The 24436-nt window shown below is 45.6% G+C and carries 16 protein-coding genes, 2 tRNA genes, 3 rRNA genes and 1 pseudogene; 8 read left to right on the top strand and 14 right to left on the bottom strand.

What is annotated here, in order from left to right; genetic code table 11:
- Positions 1-2: 2 nt before the first annotated feature.
- The 8 genes from rpsF to ACYIA1_RS00970 all read right to left on the bottom strand — a co-directional run bounded on the left by rpsF (position 3) and on the right by ACYIA1_RS00970 (position 11970).
- Positions 3-359: a 30S ribosomal protein S6 gene (rpsF, locus tag ACYIA1_RS01005; protein ID WP_005865478.1), complete on the bottom strand. Its 357-nt coding sequence runs from the start codon at positions 357-359 to the stop codon at positions 3-5.
- A 101-nt stretch (positions 360-460) separates the two neighbouring features.
- Positions 461-2230, bottom strand: coding sequence for an arylsulfatase (locus ACYIA1_RS01000; RefSeq protein ID WP_480334085.1), 1770 nt, complete (start codon positions 2228-2230; stop codon positions 461-463).
- Positions 2231-2263: 33 nt separating this feature from the next.
- A complete protein-coding gene (locus ACYIA1_RS00995) occupies positions 2264-3808 on the bottom strand; it encodes a sulfatase family protein (protein ID WP_480334083.1) in 1545 nt (514 codons plus the stop codon).
- Positions 3809-3825: 17 nt separating this feature from the next.
- Positions 3826-5256, bottom strand: coding sequence for a RagB/SusD family nutrient uptake outer membrane protein (locus ACYIA1_RS00990; RefSeq protein ID WP_480336307.1), 1431 nt, complete (start codon positions 5254-5256; stop codon positions 3826-3828).
- Between the two features lie 102 nt (positions 5257-5358).
- Positions 5359-8658 (bottom strand): TonB-dependent receptor, encoded by a 3300-nt coding sequence (locus ACYIA1_RS00985; RefSeq protein WP_233524076.1) that lies wholly within the window; start codon positions 8656-8658, stop codon positions 5359-5361.
- Positions 8659-8687: 29 nt separating this feature from the next.
- Complete coding sequence (locus ACYIA1_RS00980; protein WP_233524074.1) at positions 8688-10244, bottom strand: sulfatase family protein; 1557 nt, start codon at positions 10242-10244, stop codon at positions 8688-8690.
- Positions 10245-10376: 132 nt separating this feature from the next.
- Complete coding sequence (locus ACYIA1_RS00975; protein WP_480334080.1) at positions 10377-11357, bottom strand: FecR family protein; 981 nt, start codon at positions 11355-11357, stop codon at positions 10377-10379.
- 61 nt (positions 11358-11418) lie between these two features.
- The gene (locus ACYIA1_RS00970; protein WP_480334078.1) at positions 11419-11970 is read right to left on the bottom strand and encodes an RNA polymerase sigma-70 factor; all 552 of its coding nucleotides are present in this window, start codon (positions 11968-11970) and stop codon (positions 11419-11421) included.
- A gap of 381 nt (positions 11971-12351) precedes the next feature.
- Here ACYIA1_RS00970 and cbiB point away from each other — a divergent pair, with 381 nt between their 5' ends.
- From cbiB to ACYIA1_RS00930, 8 genes are all read left to right on the top strand, one after another.
- Entirely contained in the window at positions 12352-13311 is a 960-nt protein-coding gene (gene cbiB / locus ACYIA1_RS00965; RefSeq protein ID WP_270229010.1) for an adenosylcobinamide-phosphate synthase CbiB, read from the top strand.
- A gap of 10 nt (positions 13312-13321) precedes the next feature.
- The gene (locus ACYIA1_RS00960) at positions 13322-13891 is read left to right on the top strand and encodes a S4 domain-containing protein (RefSeq protein WP_005865462.1); all 570 of its coding nucleotides are present in this window, start codon (positions 13322-13324) and stop codon (positions 13889-13891) included.
- The gene (locus ACYIA1_RS00955; protein ID WP_122297646.1) at positions 13884-14399 is read left to right on the top strand and encodes a bifunctional adenosylcobinamide kinase/adenosylcobinamide-phosphate guanylyltransferase; all 516 of its coding nucleotides are present in this window, start codon (positions 13884-13886) and stop codon (positions 14397-14399) included. Before ACYIA1_RS00960 ends, ACYIA1_RS00955 begins: the two co-directional genes overlap by 8 nt.
- Positions 14400-14429: 30 nt before the next feature.
- Positions 14430-15470 carry a nicotinate-nucleotide--dimethylbenzimidazole phosphoribosyltransferase gene (gene cobT, locus ACYIA1_RS00950; protein WP_443899346.1) on the top strand — a complete coding sequence of 347 codons (1041 nt, stop codon included), beginning with the start codon at positions 14430-14432 and terminating at the stop codon, positions 15468-15470.
- A 1-nt stretch (position 15471) separates the two neighbouring features.
- On the top strand, positions 15472-16221 hold the full coding sequence (locus tag ACYIA1_RS00945) for an adenosylcobinamide-GDP ribazoletransferase (RefSeq protein WP_008774499.1): 750 nt from the start codon (positions 15472-15474) through the stop codon (positions 16219-16221).
- Positions 16222-16223: 2 nt separating this feature from the next.
- Positions 16224-16757, top strand: coding sequence for an alpha-ribazole phosphatase (gene cobC, locus ACYIA1_RS00940; RefSeq protein WP_005855050.1), 534 nt, complete (start codon positions 16224-16226; stop codon positions 16755-16757).
- Between the two features lie 95 nt (positions 16758-16852).
- A complete protein-coding gene (locus tag ACYIA1_RS00935; RefSeq protein WP_016270338.1) occupies positions 16853-17233 on the top strand; it encodes an ISAon1 family transposase N-terminal region protein in 381 nt (126 codons plus the stop codon).
- A complete protein-coding gene (locus ACYIA1_RS00930) occupies positions 17199-18182 on the top strand; it encodes an ISAon1 family transposase (RefSeq protein WP_016270043.1) in 984 nt (327 codons plus the stop codon). Before ACYIA1_RS00935 ends, ACYIA1_RS00930 begins: the two co-directional genes overlap by 35 nt.
- Positions 18183-18293: 111 nt before the next feature.
- On the opposite strand, the gene rrf is transcribed toward ACYIA1_RS00930, so the two are convergent.
- The 6 genes and pseudogenes from rrf to ACYIA1_RS00900 all read right to left on the bottom strand — a co-directional run.
- Positions 18294-18404, bottom strand: a 5S ribosomal RNA gene (gene rrf, locus ACYIA1_RS00925).
- 83 nt (positions 18405-18487) lie between these two features.
- Positions 18488-21363, bottom strand: a 23S ribosomal RNA gene (locus ACYIA1_RS00920).
- A gap of 105 nt (positions 21364-21468) precedes the next feature.
- Positions 21469-21542, bottom strand: a tRNA-Ala gene (locus ACYIA1_RS00915).
- Between the two features lie 10 nt (positions 21543-21552).
- A tRNA-Ile gene (locus tag ACYIA1_RS00910) sits at positions 21553-21626 on the bottom strand.
- A 150-nt stretch (positions 21627-21776) separates the two neighbouring features.
- Positions 21777-23301 (bottom strand): 16S ribosomal RNA (locus ACYIA1_RS00905).
- Together the 16S, 23S and 5S rRNA genes with 2 tRNA genes alongside form the textbook arrangement of a ribosomal RNA operon.
- Positions 23302-24323: 1022 nt before the next feature.
- Positions 24324-24434, bottom strand: a pseudogene (locus tag ACYIA1_RS00900) (integrase); the annotation flags it as partial.
- Positions 24435-24436: the final 2 nt, after the last annotated feature.

Below are 24436 nucleotides of genomic sequence, written 5' to 3'. Positions count from 1 at the left end.
AATTAATTATTCTCCTTTACTGTTTCTTTAGATGATTTCAGATTTCTTCTCTTAGCTGCATATTCTGCGGCATACTTGTCTTGACGGAAAGTCAAGAAGCGGATCACACGCTCGTCACGACGGAAGTTCAACTCCAACGTAGCGATAACACTAGGATCTGCCTTGAATTCAACCAACTGGTAGAAGCCTGTTGTCTTCTTGTCGATAGGATAAGCTAACTTGCGCAAGCCCCAGTTCTCTTCATTCACGATCTCAGCTCCTTGAGCTTTCAGAAGGTTCGTGAATTTCTCTACCGCTTCCTTCATCTGAGCGTCAGACAAAACGGGAGTCAAAATGAAAACGGTTTCGTAATTGTTCATAAAACGCTGTTTAATATTGATTAATAAAAAATTTTGCGGTGCAAAGGTAGTGATTATTTGATAACTGCCAAATAGTTATACAACTTTTTTCAATCTCAGACTCATTTCACTCGTTTTAGCACCAACATCCAAAAATTCATGGCCTCCTCATTCCGGATCGTTTTCGCTTGCAAGGATAAAGTGGCCGTACCTTTCGATAGAGGAATCGTACCGACAGAGCAAGGAGCAAATCCTTTCACATAAGACTCCTCCCGGAGAACCCTATCCAAATCCGCACCGAGCATGGGTTGGTCATTTACTTGATCCAATGTAAATACAAGATTCTCGGCATCCCGGTCCGTACGAAGTTCAAAAGTAGAGCCTATATTTCGTTTATCGCAAGTATAATAGATAAAAGCCTCGAACAAGCCGGATTCCTCAACCCCCACATTCCAGCTTATCTCCGCTTCCGGGCTTTTCCAATTCGTAAAATAAGAACAATTCGGATAACGGTTGGAGCGTTCGATCGGGCCAGATATCCTCGCGTCTCGGGCCGGTAGCTTTGAATAGGTTTCCTGCGGATGACCGATTATAAACGGACGGGTATCCTTCTTCGGGAAATCCGCCAGTAACTCATCCTTAAACCAATTCAAATAACGCTTCATCCGCTCATATATCTCGGGTTCTTTATCCGATACATCCTTCCGTTGCGCACGATCTATATCCGTTTTATATAAATGATCTTCCGCATCCAATAGATAATATGAGATACGCACACTCGTCTTACCTCCCCAATAACTATATAAAACCCGATCCATAGCAGGAGCTTTCTCATCCAGCAATCGCTGTCCCCAATCGATTCCGTCCAGTTTCCTTAACGGGGTATATTCTATTCCCGCCAAACCTAATAAAGTAGGGATTAAGTCTATAGCCCCGGACAACTGGGTTTCCACGGCCCCTTTCCTTATGTGTCCCGGCCAACGGATACAAAACGGCGAACGAACACCCCCTTCATCCGTAGAGCCTTTTCGCCCTTTCATCCCACCATTCCACCGGAAACTATTCGGGCCGTTATCCGAGAAATAAATAACAATCGTCTCTTGTTCCAAATCCAATGAATGTAACAAAGACAATACACGTCCGATATTCCAATCTAAATTCTCGGCCAAGGCCAAAGCCGCTTTCGTAAACGTAGTATCTTCTTGCTCCGGGAAAGTAGCTCGCTGCGACAAGGTACGATCTTTTACACGGTTCCACCAACTATCCGGGACTTGCATCGGACTATGAGGTGTGTTATAAGACAAGAACATAAAGAATGGATGTTCTTTATGATCACGTATATAATCCAAGGCTTTATCGGTCAGATCATCTATGATAAAGCCCTCGCCCGAAATAATCTCTCCGTTATGTTCCAACACCGGGTTCCAATAATTCCCCCAATGCCCGGAACAAAAACCATAGAACTCCTCGAAGCCCCTTGCGTTCGGATGGTAGGGATATTGCGTACCACTATGCCATTTTCCAAATAGAGAGGTAGCGTATCCGGCCTCCCGGAAATATTCCGCGATCGTTTTCTCTCCCAGATTAAAGCGCTCGCCTCCCCCGGTCGTAGAATTAACGCCACTCCGTACATGATAGCGTCCGGTCAAGAACTCCGCCCTTGTCGGGGATGACACCGGACAGACATAAAAATTCTCCAAGATCGTTCCCTCATGAGCGATACGATCTATATTAGGAGTTTGCACGAAGGTATTCCCCGTGAAGCCCAAATCGCCCCAACCTTGGTCATCCGATAACATTACGATGATATTGGGGAGCTGTTTTTGAGCGAAAGCCGGAATACAACCGGCCCCCACCCCCAAAACACTAAACAATACGCCTAACTTTGTCATTCGATTCAACTTTTTGCCTAATCAAGATTACCTTTATTGCGGACGGCTATATCCTTGATCCAACAAATTCTTCAACAACGCGGAAAGCTCATTCGCAATGCCTTTCTCACGCAAGAAGAGATTATTACTCTCCAAAGAATCGGTCCGCATATTATAAAGTTGGCCTTTCGGTCCATTCTTCACCGGGGATAAACAGGCGGGAGCCGTAAAACCACCGGAGCCCAGACAATCGATATATTTCCAATCTCCCTTCTTGATCGCTAATTTGCCGGAGCCGGACAAGTACATGATCTGGTCTCTCGTCGAGGCATTCATATCACCATCCAATACTTTCTTAAAGCTAAAGCTATCCTCTGCCTGTCCTTTAGGAAGGGATTGCCCGGTTAAATCCGCCAATGTAGCCAATATATCTACCAAGCCAACCGTTTGGGTACAGACTCCGGGGCACTTGATATGATCCGGCCAATGAACAATCAGCGGAACATGATGACCGCCGTCCCACGCATCACCTTTCTGCCCACGGCGGCTCCAGTTACTTTGATGCCCGTATTGCTGGATATCCTCCTCTTCCCATGCGCCTCCGTTATCACTGGCGAAAATGACAATCGTATTCTTCTCCAGACCTAATTCCTTTAGTTTGGCATTCACCCGAGCCACGACATTATCGATATCGCCCATAAAATCGCCATAGGTACCTAACTCGGTAAATCCCTTAAACTGAACGGTGGGCAGCCATGGGGTATGCGGACCGGTTAACGGCATATATAAAAAGAATGGCTTGTCCTTTCGTCCTTCCCGATCGATAAAAGCGATACCCTCATCTACGATTGTCGGGAAACATTCCTCAAACTTAAAGGAGCGCGACATCTCTCCGTTACGCCACCAAACGCCCCGTTCCCAATAAATATCATTCTCGTTCGTATGTTTACGATCCCAAGCGTAAACCGTCTCATCCTGTTTCTTCGGATAAGCGTCCGCCGTCAAGATGACATCCGGGTCCACGACACGGTCATTGCGCACGAACGCATAAGGCGGCATATCCAAGGAAGCCGGAAGGATGAAAGAATAGTCAAACCCTAATTCCGTAGGGCCTCTTTTTACAGGGGCGGAGAAATCCGTATTCGTATAACCAAATTTCTTAGGGGTAAGAATCTGTGGTTTCGAGTCATCTTTCAACTGCCAGTCGAGCCCTAGATGCCATTTCCCGACACAAGCGGTCGTATAGCCGGCATTACGCATCAAGGAACCGATCGTCAAACGCTCCGGTTCGATATATGGAGACAAGTACCCCCAATACTCGGACTTCTTCGGCGTACGGAAAAAATAACGTCCTGTCACTAAACCGTAGCGTGAAGGCCCACTCAACGCACCCGCAGAATGGGCATCCGTAAAACGGATACCGTTCCGGGCCAATTGATCGATGGCCGGCGTACGTACCCTAGCATATGGATTATTGCATCCAACATCCCCGTAGCCCATATCATCCGCCAGAATGATCACGACATTGGGGTGCTTTTGGGCGAACACCACCGGCACATATAGTAAACCGGTGGCTAATAAAGACAACTTGATCTTCATATATTATTTTCTATTCGTTAATAACCTTGATTCTGAGTCAGGTTCGGATTCGCCTGCCGTTCGCTTAATGGAATCGGGAACAATAGCTGGGTTTCCGTATACACCTTACCCCAATTCGTCTTATAGCCGATAAAGTCCACATATTCCCCGGATTTATCATCCCGGATCTTACGGGTACGTAGCATATCAAACCACATCTTATTCTCATAGCATAAGTCAAAGTAACGTTGGTCCCAGACTTCCTCCAAGAATGCGCTTGCGTTGGTCTGCTTAAACGGCGCTAATCCGGCCCTTCCTCGTATTTGGTTCACGATATCGATGGATTGCTGGTTCGGAGTACCATCCGCGTTCACTTGCGCTTCCGCATACATTAATAATACATCCGTGTAACGATATACACTCCAGTTCAAGTCTGACTTCGCCGTATTATCAATAGCCACTTGATCAAAAAACTTATAGATATAATAGCCATTCAAATCCATAAACTCCAACTCAGCCGCTCCCGGAGAGAACTTACTCGGATGCCCCTTGTAGTTCGTAAAGAAATATTGCTTCTCTTCCGTACGCTTATCCCCTTTCTCAAAGCTTTCCACGAATTCTTGAGTCGGGATTAAACTACCGTATTCCAAATTATAAGCAGACATTCCTGAACGAGACGGCAAAAATAAGCATACCGCATCATTATGCAGTTTATTCAAAGAAAATTGTACTTGATAAATAAATTCCCCCTTATTGTTATTTGCTGGAAGTCTCAAACCCTCGTAATCTTCAAAAAGAGTGTATTCTGTAGAATTTATAATTTCCAATGAACGTTTGGCTGATTCCTTGAAATAGGACTCACCTCCCAACAAAGGATAACCCGCATAAGTTAAATATACATCTGCCAAAAGAGCTTTAACAGCAGCCATCGAGATACGTCCCGTATGATCACTAAACACCAAACTGGATTGTTCTGCTTCCAATAAATCCGGAATAATAATTTCATCATAAATTTCCTTTACAGGAGAACGAAAAACTTGAAGTTCATCCAGCTCAGATTGTACCGTTGTAATTTTAGGCACATCTCCAAAAATCCGTACTAAATAGAAATAATATAAGGCTCTCATAAATTTTACTTCAGCCAAATATCCATCAATAAGTGAAGCTTCTAAACTTGTAAACTCCTTAAGTTTTTGAAGAGCCAAATTACAATTTGCAATTCCGGCATAACAACCTACCCACCAATCCTCAATATACAAAGATCTATCACTTACCAGTAAATCTTGAAAATCTTTATAACTTGTTTGAGAATTTTCCGACGTAGCTTTACCTGTCATATATTCTAATAACAAGACAGTATTACATCCCCACCCAGGTACAGCCTTGTCAAAAACCGTATTTTCTAAATAGACAGAATTAGTCAACGCTAAAGCTGATTCTTTACTTGTTAATTTAGAGTCCGTTGTCATTGTTCCCGTAGGTTGTTCATCTAAAAAGCTATTACAAGCAGTCAATAGAAAAACCCATAATCCAATAATATAAGATTTATTAGTCTTCATAGTTTTAATATATTAGAATTTAACATTCAACCCAAATGTAAAAGTCCGAGCTTTTGGTTCACTAAAAGTATCTAAACCTTGCCCAAAAGCAGCATCTTCATAAGAAGTTACTTCCGGATCATATCCTTTATATTTAGTAATACAAAATAGATTTTGGGCACTTGCATAAATTCTTAAATCTTGTATCTTGATTTTTTTAAGCAGACTTTTACTAAAAGTATATCCAAGCACAAAATTTTGTCCTCGCACAAACGATCCATCTTGCATCCAATGCGAATCAGGATAAGAATCATAATAAGATTTCATCGGACGACGCTGAGCTATCATTGTATTTTGATTAGAGGGAGTCCAAGCATCAAGACATGACTTGAATCCACCAGCAACACCAGAACGATCTTCTGCAGTATGCGTAACACAATTAACAACATCATTTCCAAAGACAAATCTAATATCAAAAGAAAAATCAATATTTCTATATATAAACGTGTTAGACACCGTCATGGTCCAATCAGGAGATGTACAACCTATAATCGTATTATCTTCACTATTAATAACACCATCATTATTCAAATCCTCATATTTCAAATCTCCCGGTAAACGATTATATTTTGCAGCCTCTTCAGCCTCATCTTCTCCCCAAGTACCTAAACGACGTAATCCCCAAAGGGAACCAACCGGTTCACCGACACGTAAAATAAGCAATTCTCCTTGAGGGTGTCTTGGTTCCGGATAAATGTCTTCATCATTCTTTCCTAATTTCAAAATCTTATTTCTATTCACGTTAAATAGCACGCTAGATGTCCAATTGAAATCATCTGTTTTTATATTATGAGTATTTAATGTTAACTCAAATCCTTGATTTTGTACAGAACCTATATTTCGCATAACTGTATTTAATCCCGAGGAACTAGGAATAGGAGCATTCAATAATAAATCATTTGTTCTCTTATAATAGTAATCTAAAGATAAATCAATACGTTGATTCAACACGCTTATGTCAACACCTGCGTCCCATTGTAAAGTCTTCTCCCATTTCAAATCCGGATTGCCAAAAGAGCTGCGATACAAAGCAGAATTATATGCATTATTAAAAATAACATTATTCGTTCCTAAATTTTGATAGAAAGCATAATTCCCAATTTCTTGGTTACCTGTTTCACCTATACTTGTACGAACTTTCAAGTTATTTAGCCAATGGATACTTTTCAAAAAGCTTTCCTCTGAGGCTCTCCATGCAAAAGCGAAAGAGGGGAAAAACGCATATTTATTATTCTTTCCAAATTTTGAAGAACCATCATATCTACCTGTAGCTGTAAAAAGATATCGTTCTTTTAATGAATAATTTACACGTGCAAAATAGGAATTAATAGACCAGCCGTAGTCACTCGACTCCGATGGCATGGTAACTGTTCCAGCCCCTAAATTATGCCATTGGTAGAAATCATCACTAAAATTTTGAGAAGTAGAACTTACCATTTCCGCTAGACGTTGTTGCCAACTCAATCCTAGCATCACATTTAAGCGACTCTTATTATTAAATTCCTTATTATAATTAAAGTAATTCTCATTCTGCCAATAGATTTGCTTTTCCGTATCAATTGTCGCAATACCCCCTTCTGTTTTTCCAGACATAACCAATTCTTTCCCCGCATAATAATTACGTTTCTTAAAACTAGCATCGACAGCGAAAGTCGTTTTAAAATTTAAATCCTTTGTTATTTTAAAATCCAAGTAAAGATCTGCGATAGTCTGTGTATTAGACGTCTCATTCACCATTTCCTCCAAATACCTAGAAGGCGTATCTTGTACCGCTCCCGGAAAATCACGATTACTTCCCCAAGAACCATCAGGATACTTTACAGGAATTAAAGGTATTGCTTCTTGAACGAATCGTTTTACCCCGCCAAATTGATAATTATCATTACCTTTATTATAGTTAAAAGACATATTAGCCCCCATCTTTAACCATTCACGAAGCTGTGAATCTAAATTAATTCTACCCGTGTAACGATCCAAGTATCCATTACGCATCAGGGCATCCTTATGTAAATAGCCCAGATGAACACTGTATAAAGTCTTATCAGCTCCACCGCGAATACTGACTTGATGGCTATGATTAATAGCTGTTTGATAGGTTTCATCCTGCCAATCCGTATCATATAGAGGATTTCCATTCGCATCAAATAAATTAGGCAAATCTGCCGGAGTCACTTTTTTATATTTACCTTGCATATAACCTACCGGATCATATTTTTGGCCATTATCCATCGTTATGTTATAATTCTCCCACCATTCTTCCGCATTCATCAAGTCTAATTTTCTGGCTATTTTTCCTATGGAAATATAGCCATCATAGGATATTTGAGCTTTCTCATTTTTTAATCCTCGTTTTGTCGTAATCATAATCACACCATTCGCTCCACGAGCTCCATAAATAGCTGTAGCAGAAGCGTCTTTCAAGACTTCCAACGACTCAATCTCACTAGGATTTAATAAATTGATATTACTTACCCCAATTACACCATCTACAACATACAGAGGTTCATTTGAAGAATTGATTGAATTATTACCCCTAATACGAACCCTTACTTTTCCATCCGTTGTTCCACCATTCTCAAAAATCTCTACTCCTGCCGCTTTTCCAGATAAAGCTTGTCCGACATTCACTACAGGTTTACTCAGCAAGCTTTCAGCTTTTACATTAGATACAGCTCCTGTCAAGTCACTTTTCTTCATTGTACCATAACCAACAACAACAACCTCATCCAAAGCCTGAGTATTCTCACCTAGCTTAATAGAAAAACTCGTTTTTCCCTCAGTTGGAACTTCTTGAGTATTAAAACCTATAAAAGAAACTTGAAGTACGGACTCTGCTCCTATTTCCAGCACGAAATTGCCATCTATATCTGTAATTGTTCCATTACTCGTTCCTTTTTCAACCACATTTGCTCCAATAACAGGTTCACCTGTCATATCAAGAATGATACCCGAAACCTGCTTCTTCGTTTGTAAAGATTCTTTTTGTTTAGGTATTATAATTACATAATTCTCATTTATTTTATACGTATGTCCTGTGTTCTTCAACAAATCAGATAAGACTTCTAATACATCCTTGTCCTTTTGATTTATTGTAACAATCGCAGACATATCTATCTGGCTATCATTATAAGCTATTTTATACTTCGAAACAGCTTCCAGTTTCTTAAATGCTTGTTTCAAAGATATGCTATCTTCTTTTAATGTTATTTTTTGAGCTTGTACAGAAATAACAGAAAAGGCACTAACAAATAAATATATAAGATGTTTTTTCATACTATAATTCATTTTATTATTAGAATTAGTTAATAATATCCCTGATTTCTATGGTCATTATGAGGGCGTTCTGTTCGTTTCAAAGGAATTGACATACCGCCAGTAGACTCTAGCCAATCATACAGATCATGATTTAATTGCTTGATTATTTCTTGATATTCCGGAGCTCCTATCAAATTAGTAGTCTCATCCGGATCATTCTTTAAATCATAAAATTCATTGGTGTCCCAAATTCCATGATAACGAATATATTTATAATCATCCGTACGCACACCATGCATAGTTGGAGTCTGTGGAAATTCATGCTCCCAATAATACTCATAAAAAACACGTTTTCTCCATTCCACCTGCTCGTTCCTCAGTAGGGGTAGAAATGAATGCCCTACCATTTGCTCAGCTTTATCAAGTCCCGCACAAGCCAGTATAGTCGGAGCAACATCTACATTTTGTATCATTTGCTCTATCACTTGCCCTCCTTTAAATAAAGAAGGAGACCACACTAACATCGGTACACGTACAGATTCCTCATAAAATTGACGCTTATCAATCAATCCATGTTCACCCCACGCAAAGCCATTATCCCCCATATAGATCACTAGTGTATTTTCAGCTAAACCATTTTCTATTAGATAATCTAATACAGATCCTATACTTTCATCAACCGAACGTAAAGTCTCACAATAATTTCGGACCTGCGTCTCCCAAGATTTCCCATGATAAGCATAATCTATTCCATGCCAGCTTTCTCGTTGATTCTTCACCCAATTAGGACTCATATTCTCACCATAGAAATTTTTACCATGAGCAGCTTTACCCGTTTGAGGGTCAATCGTAGGTAATTGAGTAATCCCATATTTGGGTGTATTAATAGTCGCAGGTAGTATCAGTTCATTATCCTTATAACAACCCTTATGACGCTTTGCCGGTAAGAAATGCCCATGTACTCCTTTATGAGATAAATAGACAAAAAAAGGATTATGGTTCTCATTCTGTTTCTTGATAAAATTTATAGCATGCTCTGTCAACAAATCTGTGACATAGGTACTATCTTCATATTGAATCCACTTTCCATTTGTATTAATACGTGGATTATAGTATTCTCCTTGTCCCTTAAAACCCTCCCAGTGATCAAATCCAGGCTGGGGATCTCCAGAATCATTCCCCATGTGCCATTTTCCAAAAAACGCTGTTTTATAACCTGCTTCTTGCAAATATTGAGGAAAGAAAATAAGGCCTTCCGGTAACGGAGCTGTATTATCTACAACTGTATGCGAATGTGAATACATACCTGTCAAAATAGATGCTCTACTTGGCGATGATAATGAAGTAGTAACAAACGCATTTTTTAAATGTGCGCCTTGAGCTGCCATTCTATCCATATTAGGTGTCTGTAACCAAGGAATAGTATTCATGAACCCCATATAATCATAACGATGATCATCGGACAATATGAACACAACATTCATTGGTTTACAATCTACATCTAACTTTTCTAAGTGAAGCTTTTGAGATTCTTTTTTTGTACATCCCATAGCTAATACCCCTAGGCAAAGAATAGCGACACGTATAGATTTATTCCTGTTCATGCGATATTAGATTTTTTAGTTAAACATTTATATCTCCTTTGTAGTACGTACTCGCTATTAGGACAAGGGAAACGAGGAGCGCACCCAACGGAAAAACGTTAACGAATTATAAAAGCCTAATATCTCCTTAACTCAATCAATATAGATCCCATCCTCTTTGATCTGATACTCCAAGCCGGGTATCATCTCCTTGACCAACATCATGATGTTCTCCAACGACTCATGCTTATTGAAATGGATCGTAAGCCGGTTGGAATGATAAGCGGAAGTACGCAAATGCACCTTCACGTTGTAGACACGTTCCAAGGTTTTCAAGATTTCCTCGAAAGAGTCGTTGTTAAACAACAAGCCTCCCTCTTTCCAATCCGAGTAATCCGAGGCCACCACCTGCCGCACGTCCATCTTTCCCCGGGAAGGGATGTAGACAAGCTGCTCGTTAGGTCTCAATATACATGGAGCCACCGAGGGATCATCGGGAAGGATCTTCAAGGAACCTTCCTCCAAGGTCGTTGTTATTTTCTCTTGGTCCGGGTAGGCGGATAAATTGAACTCGGTGCCCAGCACCTGTACCCGCATCGCTTTCGTCCGCACGATGAAAGGTTGCTCGGGGCGTTTTCGCACCTTGAAATATCCCTCTCCCACCAGATAGATCTCCCGCTTATCCCCAATAAAGTCAGAAGGATAAAGCAGCAAGGTACCGGAATTCAACCAAACCTCGCTACCATCGGGCAAGGTGATCCGCTCCCGCTTGCCGGAAGGCACGAACTGTTCCATAAAAGCCAGTTTCTTGACATCCCGCGCATCCCTGTATAGATAATAAGAAACACCCAACGACAACAAAGGAATCAGCCAGATAGCGGCGATACGTACCCATGCCGGGATACGCAGACAGGGACGGGGCCTCACGTCCAATGTATTCTCCAACCGGGCGAAAGCCATCTCGCTTCGTTTATCCGCCTCCGGAAAACCGATCTCATTCCAGATCTCCCGTAAAACCTCTTCCTTTTCCCGTTCGTCTCCCGGCTCCGCCAATCGTTGATGTACCCGATCCACCATCTCCCCGGAGAACGAATGATGGAAAAAGTATTTTAATATCTTTTTTATAGGACTCATTCCTGCTTTTCTATTTTATCTTGTTTATAGGACCTACTTTTCTCACTTCACCCTCAATTCATTAACATATCATAACAAGAAGGAAAGTCAATACTACGTTCCGCAATTCCTTTAACGCTAGATTCAAATGTTTTTCCACGGTCTTTTTTGAGAGTTGTAAATTCTCGGCGATCTCTGTGTTCGACAATCCCTCATTACGGCTCATCCGGTAGATCATCCTCCGCTGTGGCGGCATGGTCTCTACAATCATATCCACCAACAATCGCAAATCCTTAGCGACTAAATCCTCATAAGGCGTACTTCGCTCCTCGTCTTCCTCCGAAGCACTCTCCAAGCTCACGAGATTCACCCGGCGGGATTCGATATAATTGAACGCCGTATGCTTCGCCAGCACATAGAGGTAGGAACCGAACGTCCTCACTTCCGTGAAACGACTCCGATGTGTCCAAAGCTTTAGGAAAATCTCTTGGGTCAAGTCCTCGGCATCGCTCTCGGACTTCACGAGTCCCAGCACGAAATAATAGACTTTCAGATGGTAACGCATGAACAATTCCCGGAAAGCGGTATGATTTCCAGCGGCAAATTGTTCTAAAATGGATTTTTCATCTGTCATCTCGATTAACTCCTTTCACGATACGGTGGGAGCAAATAAAGTAATAATAACCGGCCGTAAGAACGCTTTTCTTGTTAATAAATACAAAATTGAAAGAAATCCCCCGTATATCAAGCCCTCCCTTCCCGAAGATTTAAGGCTTCTAAAGGCATCCTTTAGCCGTTTTCTCCGTACCTATTCATCTTCTACCATCCGTTGTATGATCATCCACCAACTGTTAGAAGATCATGCAACGGATGGTGGATGATCATACAACAGCTGATAGAATATGAAAGTCTACGCTCGAAATCCTTTAAATGTAGGTTTCTTTCGCCTAATGTGTGATGAAGAATCGCTTACCGCTTCCTTATGTTCTTTTTTTTGTCTAAGTTTGTTCCTTCAATGACATTCAATATGTATTGGTTACATCATTCTATCAATTTACTCAAGATCGTGCCCTTTTTGGGCGGTTGGTTATCCGACCGGTTGCTGGGAGACCCGGAAGGTTGGCCCCATCCGATCGTATGGTTTGGCAAAGCGATCAGCGCCGGAGAGAAAGAGTTGAATAAAGGCTCCGAGCGGGTCCTAAAAGGCGGCATACTGGCAGTCGTGCTTATCCTTGGCGTGTATTTAATCTGCGAGTGGATATTGTCGTGGGCTTGGATCATACATCCGCAGTTCAGTGGGTTGCTGACGGCTGTCGGCGTATTTTATTGCCTATCCGGAAAGACGCTTATCAAGGAAGTGAAGGCGGTGTTCGAGGCCGTGGACCGTAGCACGGAAGAAGGACGGCGGCAAGTGGCGCGGATCGTTGGGAGGGATACCTCGAACCTGTCGCCGCAAGAGATACGGGCGGCGGCGTTGGAGACCTTGTCCGAGAACCTGAGCGACGGCGTGATCGCCCCGATGTTTTGGTTCGCCCTGCTGGGGTTGCCGGGGATGATGGCTTACAAGATGGTGAATACACTGGACTCGATGATCGGTTATAAGAATGAGCGTTACCTAGAGTTCGGACGGATAGCAGCGCTAATCGACGATATCGCCAATTACATCCCGGCCCGCCTCACGGCCTATTTGATGTTGCTGGTCTCCAATAATTGGGGGAAAAGGGATTTCGTACGGCGTTTCGGCCCTGAACACGCAAGCCCCAATTCCGGTTATCCAGAAGCGGCCTTGGCGGCGGTCTTGGACTGCCAGTTCGGGGGGACGCACGATTATTTCGGCAAACCGGTGGAGAAGCCTTATATCGGGACGAACGCGAGGCCTTTCACGACCGAGGATATGCGTATCGCCATTCAAGTGAATAGCAATACGGAACTGTTGATGGGTGTGATCGTCACCCTTATTTTACTAATAATATAATATTAATAATATGGAAATTAGATTAAACAAACTGATAAGCGAAGCCGGTGTTTGCTCACGCCGGGAAGCGGACAATTTCATCGAGATGGAACGGGTAACCGTAAACGGCAAGCAACCGCACGTAGGCCAGAAGGTCACGGCAGAGGATGTCGTATTGGTGGACGGTGAACGCTTGAACGTAGAGAAATATATCCGCCTGCAAGAGGAGGAGAAAAAGGAGATGCAGCAAGAAAAAGAATTACTCGGCACGCTCCGGAAAGCGAAACCCGAGAACAAGGGAGGCCATGAAGGCGCTAAAATGGAGAAGTTCGGAAAGTTCAATAAATACGCTGCCGCCCGTAAGGCGCAGAAAGAGGGAGGCTGGAAATCCAAGACCGCCAAGCTTACCGACGAGGAGAAGTTATTGCGGGATGCCTTACGCCCCAAGTTCGGAAAGGCACTGAGCAAATCGGCGGTGGCGCAGCGGATCGCCGCCAACCCGAAATCGGCCGCCCTTCGGAAGACGAGCAAGAACAATCCGATCAACAAGGCTAAACGTGCCGCCCACCGGAAAAACAGGAATCACGAAGGCGATGAGTAAGAAAGTGATCTTAGTGACTGGAGGACAGCGGTCCGGCAAGAGCGGATACGCACAGAGGCTCGCCTTATCGCTGTCGCCCAAACCGGTTTACCTAGCTACCTCCCGAATCTGGGACGAGGAGTTCCGGAAGCGGGTGGAACGCCACCAGCGAGACCGTGGACCCGAGTGGACCAATATAGAGGAGGAGAAATACCTAAGTTGTCATGATCTTACCGGTCGTGTCGTGGTGATCGATTGTGTAACCCTTTGGGGGACGAACTTCTTCTTCGATAATCAAAGCGACGTGGAATTATCCCTCTCCCTCCTGAAAGCGGAGTTCGATAAACTCTCCCGGCAAGATGCCTGCCTGATCTTCGTGACAAATGAGTTGGGTATGGGAGGTGTGCCGATAGACGAGGTGCAACGGAAATTTACCGATATGCAAGGCTGGCTCAACCAATACATCGCCTCGAAGGCGGACGAGGTTGTCTTGATGGTCAGCGGAATCCCCGTCAAGATCAAGGAATAAGAACAACGACTTATATAAAATACTACTATCATGATACAATTTCACATCGAGGCCCCGGACAAAGGGCTGGAGGCCGCTTTACAAGACAAGATCGATAATCTGACAAAGCCGAAAGGCTCATTGGGAACGCTCGAGGCGCTCGCCCTGCAAGTGGGATTGATCCAGCAAACCTTATCGCCTGTCTTGCGTCATCCCGTGAACGTAACCTATGCATCGGATCACGGCATCGCCGACGAGGGCGTAAGCAAATCTCCCAAGGAGGTAACTCGCCAAGTGATCCATAATTTCTTGAACGGAGGAGCGGGAGTTTGCTACCTTGCCCGCCAGCATGGGTTTGAGTTGAAGATCGTGGATGGCGGCGTGGATTTCGATTTCCCCGTTATCCCCCAACTTATCGACCGCAAGGTGCGCAAGGGAGGAACCCGTAACTTTCTTCACGAGGCGGCCATGACCGTGGAGGAAATGGAGAAAGCCCTTCAATACGGAGCCGATATCGTGACGGATTGTTACAACGAAGGCTGTAACGTGATCAGTTTCGGAGAGATGGGTATCGGGAATACGGCGGCTTCCAGCATGTGGATGACTTGCCTCACGCAAATCCCATTGATCGACTGTGTGGGGGCCGGTAGCGGACTGGACAGCGAAGGCGTACGGCATAAATACAACGTACTGAAACGCTCGTTGGAGAATTACAAAGGGGATGGAAGCGCCTTGGATGTAATGCGCTACTTCGGAGGGTATGAGATGGTTATGGCTGTAGGAGGCATGTTGCGTGCCGCCGAACTGAAGATGATTATCCTCGTGGATGGTTTTATCATGACGAATTGCGTATTGGTGGCTTCCCGCTTATATCCGGAGATGCAATCGTATTGCGTATTCGGGCATTGCGGCGACGAGGCCGGGCATAAACGGGTACTGGATTTCTTGGGGGCGAAAGCATTGCTCGATCTAGGGCTACGGCTGGGAGAAGGTTCCGGCTCGGTATGCGCTTACCCGATACTCGACTCCGCCGTTCGCATGATCAACGAGATGCATAGTTTCAAGCAAGCGGCAATCACCAAATATTTCTGATATGTTGCGGATACTCGCTGCGTTTATATTCTTTACTCGGTTACCGTTCTGGCGGTTGGCGGAGGTTCCGGCGGCCTGTTTCAAGAATATCGTGAGCCATTGGGCGTTGGTCGGTTGGCTGACGGCTGGTTTGTCGGTATTGGTATTGTACGCTACCTCCTTGATTCTTCCGCCATCCGTGGCGATCTTATGCGCCATGATTGCCCGATTGCTGATAACCGGCTGCCTGCATGAGGACGGGCTGGCGGATTTCTTCGATGGTTTCGGCGGCGGCACGAGCCGGGAACGCATATTGGCGATCATGAAAGACTCGCATATAGGCAGCTATGGGGTAATCGGACTGATTTTCTACTTCGGACTGTTCTACCTACTAGTAAGCAGTCTCCCGATCGAGCTAGCGGGATGTGCCATACTGGCTGGAGATCCTTTTTGCAAAGGCGTCTCCAGCATGATCATCAATCGCCTGCCTTACGCAAGGAAAGAGGAGGAAGCCAAGAACAAGACCGTATATAGCCGAATGACCTCTCGAGAATATGTATTTAGCATCATTTGTGCTTTCTTACCATTATTATGGCTTCCCCAACCTGTTTACTTACTAGCGGGTATATTCCCGGTTATCACTTGGTACTTCCTCACCTCTTTCATGAAGAGAAAGATACAAGGATATACGGGAGACTGCTGTGGAGCGACTTTTCTTCTTTGTGAGTTAAGCTTCTATATGGGTTTCGTGATCATCTATCAAACTATATAATTATGGAGATTTATTTAATCAGACATACCTCTGTCGATGTTCCCGCCGGCTACGCCTACGGGCAAACCGATGTTCCATTGAAACCGACCTTCGAGGAAGAGGCGGAAGAGGTAAAAAAAGGCTTGAGCGATCATACGTTCGATAAGGTTTGGACAAGTCCCCTTACCCGCTGCGTGCGCTTAGCTAATTATTGCGGTTTTCCGGAGGCGGAAAGAGAAGACCGTATCAAGGAGGTGAATTTCGGGGAGTGGGAAATGAAGTCATGGAATGAGCTATCCTCCGATCCCCGCTCAGAGGCTTGGTTTAAGGATTGGGTTAATAACCCGACTCCAAATGGTGAATCCCTACAAGATCAATACGACCGGGTTAGCGACTTCTTGAATGAGCTTCGCAAAAGCGGGCTGCAAAAGGTATGCCTGTTCGCACATGGCGGGGTATTGACTTGTGCCCGGGTCTACGCTGGCGAATATCCTTTGCAAGACGCTTTTAAGAACGTACCCTCTTACGGGGCTATCGTAAAATTAGTGCTGGATTAACCAAAATCCGGCACATTTCGAAAGGATAAGATGGCTCACCCGATAAATCAGGGGGAAAATTCTTTAATTCTATAGAAAATTTGCACCTTTGTACCATGAACAATCAAGGACTATTAGCATTGGCACAGTTGATTCTGCCATCAGAGATACTTTCAAATTTTGAAGTAGTACGTGTAGAAGAAGAGGCATCCCTTATCCGCATCTATCTTGATGAATCGGTTAAGGCTGAATATAAAGAGAACCCAGAGATTGAATCCAAAGGGTTCTGTGAAGCCGTAACTATACGTGACTTTCCAATCCGCGATAAAGGTGTTGACCTAATTGTCAGAAGACGCAAATGGTATGACAAGCAGAATAACCGATACTTCTCCGACTCTTACGACCTGAAGGCTGAAGAAACCCGCTACTCCAAGGAGTTTGCGGCTTTTTTAAAAGGAGTGTATGGAGACGATTCCTACGACCTCCCGTTCGCTTGACCGCTATTATCACATAAACGGGGATACGTTTGAAAAGCAATACAAGGAAGTGCTCAGCGGCTATCGTGAATGGTCAGAACTCTCACATGCAGAAGACTGGCTTGTCTTTCCAGAGAACATTGGTGAAAGCATCTGCATTGACGAAACGGCTCCAAGCAACGGTGAGCTGTACACTATAGTAAGCAACAGATCTTCACGTGGAGGTAAAGGTACCATCATTGCTATTGTAAAGGGTGTGGCGGCAGATGCTGTCACGGAAGCACTTATGCGCATTGACGAGGACAAGAGACTGTTGGTTAAGGAGATAACAATGGATATGTCGAATTCCATGCGACTTATAGCCAGACGCTGTTTCCCGAATGCAATGCGTACCATAGACCGCTTTCATATACAGAAACTTGCATGTGATGCCTTGCAGGAGATGCGTATCGCGCATAGATGGGATGCCATTCAAGCAGACACGGATGCCAGGGAAGAAGCCAAATGCCTGGGCGAAGCATACACTCCAATTGTGCTTGCAAATGGTGATACCCACAAGCAGTTGTTGGCTCGCAGCAGATATCTGCTTTTTAAATCTGCCGACAAATGGACGGAAAGTCAGAGACAAAGAGCTGAGGTGCTCTTTGAAACGTATCCTGATCTTAAAGAAGCCTATTCGCTTACACATTCCCTAAGAATGATATTTTCCAAGAATACCGTCAAAGATGCAGCAAGACTCTCGCTTGCACGATGGTACAACAAAGTGGACGACTCTGGCTTTAAGAGTTTCAATGTTATTGCCGCCACACTTTACGAGCACTATGATGAAGTCTTGAACTTCTTTGTAAACAGGGCAACTAATGCATTTGCAGAGTCTTTTAATGCTAAAATTAAGGCGTTTAGAGCTGCTTTAAGAGGAGTAACGGATATAAAATTCTTTCTTTTCAGACTTACAAAGCTGTATGCTTAATCCCCCAGGTTTATCGGGTGAGCCGATAAGATGCGGCACGCCACATCTCTACAACGGCTGGTGTATATACCAAAAAAAGGAGCCAATCTTTCGACTGACTCCTTTCACCTAAGACGGCGGCTACCTACTCTTCCACTGTTACGCAGTACCATCGGCGTGACGAGGCTTAACTTCTCTGTTCGGAATGGGAAGAGGTGGATCCCTCGTGCTATAGCCACCTTAATTTCATTATCAAGATTTTGACCGGACATCAACCCGAAGAGACCAGCTTCGCCTTATCGTCTTAAAATATATCAACCCTCACGTGAGGAAAGTCCCGGGCTATTAGTACCACTCGGCTCGGACGTCGCCGCCCTTACACCTGTGGCCTATCAAGGTCATCGTCTATAACCACCCTTCAGGGAGATCTAATCTTGAGGCCGGCTTCGTACTTAGATGCTTTCAGCACTTATCCGATCCGTACTTAGATACCCGGCGGTGCCCCTGGCGGGACAACCGGTAAACCAGTGGTACGTCCGACACGGTCCTCTCGTACTAGTGTCAGAGCCCCTCAAATCTCCTGCGCCCACGATAGATAGAGACCGAACTGTCTCACGACGTTCTGAACCCAGCTCGCGTGCCACTTTAATGGGCGAACAGCCCAACCCTTGGGACCTTCTCCAGCCCCAGGATGTGACGAGCCGACATCGAGGTGCCAAACCATTCCGTCGATATGAGCTCTTGGGAATGATCAGCCTGTTATCCCCGGAGTACCTTTTATCCTTTGAGCGATGGCCCTTCCATGCGGAACCACCGGATCACTATGCTCTAGTTTCCTACCTGATCGAGTTGTATCTCTCCCAGTCAAGCGCCCTTATGCCATTACACTCTGCGACCGGTTACCAATCGGTCTGAGGGCACCTTTAGAAGCCTCCGTTACGCTTTTGGAGGCGACCACCCCAGTCAAACTACCCACCATACAGTGTCCTCCTGCCTAGGAGTTAGAACTCAAACAACCGAAGGGCCGTATTTCAACGGCGGCTCCAAGGATACTGGCGTACCCCCTTCAAAGCCTCCGGCCTATCCTACACATCGTCTGCCCAAATTCAATGTAAAGCTATAGTAAAGGTTCACGGGGTCTTTTCGTCCCATCGCGGGTAATCGGCATCTTCACCGATACTACAATTTCACCGAGCTCACGGTTGAGACAGTGTCCAGATCATTACACCATTCGTGCAGGTCGGAACTTACCCGACAAGGAATTTCGCTACCTTAGGACCGTTATAGTTACGGCCGCCGTTTACTGGGGCTTCAATTCAACGCTTCTCTCGCGATGACATCTCCTCTTAACCTTCCAGCACCGGGCAGGTGTCAGGCTGTATACGTCATGTTTCCATTTAGCACAGCCATGTGTTTTTGTTAAACAGTTGCCTGGACCTATTCTCTGCGCCTCGCCTTACGACGAGGACCCTTTATCCCGAAGTTACAGGGTCAATTTGCCTAGTTCCTTAACCGTGAGTCACTCGAGCGCCTCAGTATTCTCAACCCGACCACGTGTGTCCGTTTACGGTACGGGTGCCGCATGGATAAGTTTAGCGGATTTTCTTGGGAGCATGGTTACGTCCATATTACGTTGCGCAAGCGCTCCGTATACTCTCAGGTTCGACTCTCCCCGCGGATTTGCCTACGGGAATCAATATCTACACCCTTCAACCGGCTATTCCGTCAGCCGGCAGGACTGTCACTTCTCCGTCTCCACGTCACTCCATGAGGCAGTATGGGAATATTAACCCATTCTTCCATCGGCGTCGCCGTTCGGCTTTGCCTTAGGTCCCGACTCACCCTGATCCGATTAGCGTTGATCAGGAAACCTTGGTCTTTCGGCGGGGGGGTTTCTCGCCCCCCTTATCGTTACTCATACCTACATTTGCTTTTCCATGCGCTCCAACAAGGGTCATCCCTCATCTTCGACGCCGCATGGAATGCTCCCCTACCATGTCTTACGACATCCACGGCTTCGGCAGATCGTTTATGCCCGATTATTATCCACGCCAGATCGCTCGACTAGTGAGCTGTTACGCACTCTTTAAATGAATGGCTGCTTCCAAGCCAACATCCTAGCTGTCTCTGCGATCCGACCTCGTTAGTTCAACTCAACGATCATTTGGGGGCCTTAGCCGGTGGTCTGGATTCTTCTCCTCTCGGACACGGACCTTAGCACCCGCGCCCTCACTCCCTGTAAATATATATCGCGCATTCGGAGTTTATCTGGACTTGATAGGCGGTGAAGCCCTCGCATCCAATCAGTCGCTCTACCTCACGATATACTATAAAGAGGCTGCACCTAAATGCATTTCGGGGAGTACGAGCTATCTCCGAGTTTGATTAGCCTTTCACCCCTACCCTCAGCTCATTGGAAAGCTTTTCAACGCTTACCCATCCGGTCCTCCAGTTGGTGTTACCCAACCTTCAACCTGGCCAAGGGTAGATCACTCGGTTTCGCGTCTACCCCCCCCGACTGGCCGCCCTCTTCAGACTCGCTTTCGCTTCGGCTCCGTACCTTAGGTACTTAACCTTGCCGGGGAAGGTAACTCGTAGGTTCATTATGCAAAAGGCACGCCGTCACATATTGCTATGCTCCGACCGCTTGTAGGCAGACGGGTTCAGGGTCTATTTCACTCCCCTGCTCGGGGTTCTTTTCACCTTTCCCTCACGGTACTGGTTCGCTATCGGTCTCTCGGGAGTATTTAGCCTTACGGGATGGGCCCCGCTGTTTCACGCAAGATTTCTCGTGCCCCGCGCTACTCAGGATGCCACTAGGCTTCAATCGTCAGTCGTGTACGGGGTTTTCACCCTCTATGACCGCCTTTTCCAAGGCGTTCCACTTGACTCTATCTTGCCACGTCGTGGTCCTACAACCCCCGTGTCGCCTAGACGACATGGGTTTGGGCTCTTCCGTGTTCGCTCGCCACTACTTACGGAATCATTGTTTATTTTCTCCTCCTATGGGTACTTAGATGTTTCAGTTCCCCACGTTCGCCTCCCTTACGGGATGGCAGGCCTTCAGCCTGCCGGGTTGCCCCATTCGGATATCCCGGGATCAAGGGCTATTTGCGCCTCCCCCGGGCTTTTCGCAGCTTATCACGTCCTTCGTCGCCTCCGAGAGCCAAGGCATCCACCGTCTGCCCTTGCTTACTTTCTCTCACCTCGTACATACGTACGGGTTGATATATCTTAAGCTCGCTCTACTTGTTTCTTCTTTTTGATGTCCAATATGTCAAAGATCCTCTTTCCCTCGCGGGATGCGTGGAGAATAACGGATTCGAACCGTTGACCCTCTGCGTGCAAGGCAGATGCTCTAGCCAGCTGAGCTAATCCCCCTCATTCGGAGTAGTCCCAGGCAGAGTTGAACTGCCGACCTCTACATTATCAGTGTAGCGCTCTAACCAACTGAGCTATAGGACTGTCAACTTTGCCAAGACTTACGTCCCAGCGTCATCTTTCTCTCTCCGACCGGCCTTCCGGTCATTGATCTATATAATAAACATAATCTCAACAGCAGCACAAGGCGATCGATACCTCGTATGACCTCGGTACGGAATCCTAAAGCTCCAGAAAGGAGGTGTTCCAGCCGCACCTTCCGGTACGGCTACCTTGTTACGACTTAGCCCCAGTCACCAGTTTTACCCTAGGCCGATCCTTTCGGTTACGGACTTCAGGTACCCCCGGCTCCCATGGCTTGACGGGCGGTGTGTACAAGGCCCGGGAACGTATTCACCGCGCCATGGCTGATGCGCGATTACTAGCGAATCCAGCTTCACGGAGTCGGGTTGCAGACTCCGATCCGAACTGAGACGTGGTTTGGGGATTCGCTCCCTGTCGCCAGGTGGCATCCCTTTGTCCACGCCATTGTAACACGTGTGTCGCCCCGGATGTAAGGGCCGTGCTGATTTGACGTCATCCCCGCCTTCCTCGCAGCTTACGCTGGCAGTCCCACCAGAGTCCTCAGCCTAACCTGTTAGTAACTAGTGGCAAGGGTTGCGCTCGTTATGGCACTTAAGCCGACACCTCACGGCACGAGCTGACGACAACCATGCAGCACCTCGCAAATCGCTATTGCTAGAGGCTCTGTTTCCAGAGCGGTCGAAATGCGTTCAAACCCGGGTAAGGTTCCTCGCGTATCATCGAATTAAACCACATGTTCCTCCGCTTGTGCGGGCCCCCGTCAATTCCTTTGAGTTTCACCGTTGCCGGCGTACTCCCCAGGTGGATCACTTAACGCTTTCGCTGTGCCGCTTACAGTGTATCGCAAACAGCTAGTGATCATCGTTTACTGCGTGGACTACCAGGGTATCTAATCCTGTTTGATCCCCACGCTTTCGTGCATCAGCGTCAGTCATGGCTTGGCAGGCTGCCTTCGCAATCGGGGTTCTGCGTGATATCTAAGCATTTCACCGCTACACCACGCATTCCGCCTGCCTCAAACATACTCAAGCCTCCCAGTTTCAACGGCAATTCTATGGTTGAGCCACAGACTTTCACCGCTGACTTAAAAGGCCGCCTACGCACCCTTTAAACCCAATAAATCCGGATAACGCTCGGATCCTCCGTATTACCGCGGCTGCTGGCACGGAGTTAGCCGATCCTTATTCATAAGGTACATACAAAACAGGACACGTCCCGCACTTTATTCCCTTATAAAAGAGGTTTACGATCCATAGAACCTTCATCCCTCACGCGACTTGGCTGGTTCAGGCTTACGCCCATTGACCAATATTCCTCACTGCTGCCTCCCGTAGGAGTTTGGTCCGTGTCTCAGTACCAATGTGGGGGACCTTCCTCTCAGAACCCCTATCCATCGTCGGTTTGGTGGGCCGTTACCCCGCCAACTGCCTAATGGAACGCATGCCTATCTATCAGCGATGAATCTTTAGCAAATATCCCCATGCGGGGCCCCTGCTTCATGCGGTATTAGTCCGACTTTCGCCGGGTTATCCCCCTCTGATAGGCAAGTTGCATACGCGTTACTCACCCGTGCGCCGGTCGCCACCCGGTATTGCTACCTGTGCTGCCCCTCGACTTGCATGTGTTAAGCCTGTCGCTAGCGTTCATCCTGAGCCAGGATCAAACTCTTCGTTGTTTAAATTGTTTTATTATCCTCGCTCCGGAATCCGTTATTGTAGTCCAAAGTCATACTTCTTTGACGGTATCAATCCGGAAAATTTCTTCTCCTATACTTGTACTACTTGTTGAATTATGTAAATCTATCAAAGAACTCTTTTGTCGCTTTCGTTTTGCGAACGTGGCTGCAAAGATAAGGACTTTTATTTTAAACCTCCAAATTATTTCGGAACTTTTTTTCTAAAAGTTTGTTTCATCATTTTGTACCAGCGTTCTCTCTCGAATGCGGGTGCAAAAGTAGTGCTATAAAACATAACCTCCAAACTTTTCCGGTATTATTTTTCAAGTTTTTTTTCACGAGGGGGATCGCATACATTAAATAATACGTGATGCTCTTTTTTAACTTACGAGTCACCGCGTGTACCGAAAACAGGGCTCTCACGAGTGCTTTTACACGTATAAAAACGATAAACAGGGTCCTAGCGACGAGAGGAAATCACACGGGAAAAACGGCTTTCTGCTCATGGAATCACGAGAAAATCGCTCTGTACACGTGCTTTTGGGCCACGTAAATGTGAGTTTAGGCCGATTATATCGCCCCAAAGACTAAAAAAGGGCTAAGAGAACAGTATTACATAAACAACTGTCTATCTATACTTTAAGACATCAAGAAAATCTTCCAAAAAAATCACAGGGCGCATTAGGGCGCATCTTTACGTGTTCGCAAAAACATTTTACAAAAAAAATATATTACTCCATCTATATATAAGTAAGACGCTAATTTTTTTATAATATAAAAGTTTTACAAACCTCGCAAAGATGCGCCCTTTGCGCCCTGAACCATCCCCTACCAACTTATCCGGGATACAAAAAAAGCCTATGGGACACGGCCGTAAAGTCATTGAGATAACACCTCTATCCCATTGACTTTACCACCGTTTCCCATTGAGATACTATCGCAAACCCGACACTTCAAGAAGGGATAATCATTCCCCAGATAGGCGTCTTGACCATGAACACGAATAGTTCGCTCGCAACTGAACTGAACCGCACCATCGTCCCGTTAATCGCTACCCGTCCCATGATAGGGACAAATCCGTTCTTCTCCTTGCTGCCGTTCACATAGATTTGACTTCTCCCAATATCCACAATTT

This window comes from Parabacteroides sp. KHUB-02, from assembly GCF_056640955.1.
Note: the sequence above shows the minus strand (reverse complement) of the source record. Positions and strands in the feature narration are given on the sequence as shown.

Coding starts and splice junctions, on each gene's coding strand:
- rpsF (WP_005865478.1), bottom strand. CDS start 359: ATGAACAATTACGAAACCGTTTTCATTTTGACTCCCGTTTTGTCTGAC.
- ACYIA1_RS01000 (WP_480334085.1), bottom strand. CDS start 2,230: ATGACAAAGTTAGGCGTATTGTTTAGTGTTTTGGGGGTGGGGGCCGGT.
- ACYIA1_RS00995 (WP_480334083.1), bottom strand. CDS start 3,808: ATGAAGATCAAGTTGTCTTTATTAGCCACCGGTTTACTATATGTGCCG.
- ACYIA1_RS00990 (WP_480336307.1), bottom strand. CDS start 5,256: ATGACAACGGACTCTAAATTAACAAGTAAAGAATCAGCTTTAGCGTTG.
- ACYIA1_RS00985 (WP_233524076.1), bottom strand. CDS start 8,658: ATGAAAAAACATCTTATATATTTATTTGTTAGTGCCTTTTCTGTTATT.
- ACYIA1_RS00980 (WP_233524074.1), bottom strand. CDS start 10,244: ATGAACAGGAATAAATCTATACGTGTCGCTATTCTTTGCCTAGGGGTA.
- ACYIA1_RS00975 (WP_480334080.1), bottom strand. CDS start 11,357: ATGAGTCCTATAAAAAAGATATTAAAATACTTTTTCCATCATTCGTTC.
- ACYIA1_RS00970 (WP_480334078.1), bottom strand. CDS start 11,970: ATGACAGATGAAAAATCCATTTTAGAACAATTTGCCGCTGGAAATCAT.
- cbiB (WP_270229010.1), top strand. CDS start 12,352: ATGACATTCAATATGTATTGGTTACATCATTCTATCAATTTACTCAAG.
- ACYIA1_RS00960 (WP_005865462.1), top strand. CDS start 13,322: ATGGAAATTAGATTAAACAAACTGATAAGCGAAGCCGGTGTTTGCTCA.
- ACYIA1_RS00955 (WP_122297646.1), top strand. CDS start 13,884: ATGAGTAAGAAAGTGATCTTAGTGACTGGAGGACAGCGGTCCGGCAAG.
- cobT (WP_443899346.1), top strand. CDS start 14,430: ATGATACAATTTCACATCGAGGCCCCGGACAAAGGGCTGGAGGCCGCT.
- ACYIA1_RS00945 (WP_008774499.1), top strand. CDS start 15,472: ATGTTGCGGATACTCGCTGCGTTTATATTCTTTACTCGGTTACCGTTC.
- cobC (WP_005855050.1), top strand. CDS start 16,224: ATGGAGATTTATTTAATCAGACATACCTCTGTCGATGTTCCCGCCGGC.
- ACYIA1_RS00935 (WP_016270338.1), top strand. CDS start 16,853: ATGAACAATCAAGGACTATTAGCATTGGCACAGTTGATTCTGCCATCA.
- ACYIA1_RS00930 (WP_016270043.1), top strand. CDS start 17,199: ATGGAGACGATTCCTACGACCTCCCGTTCGCTTGACCGCTATTATCAC.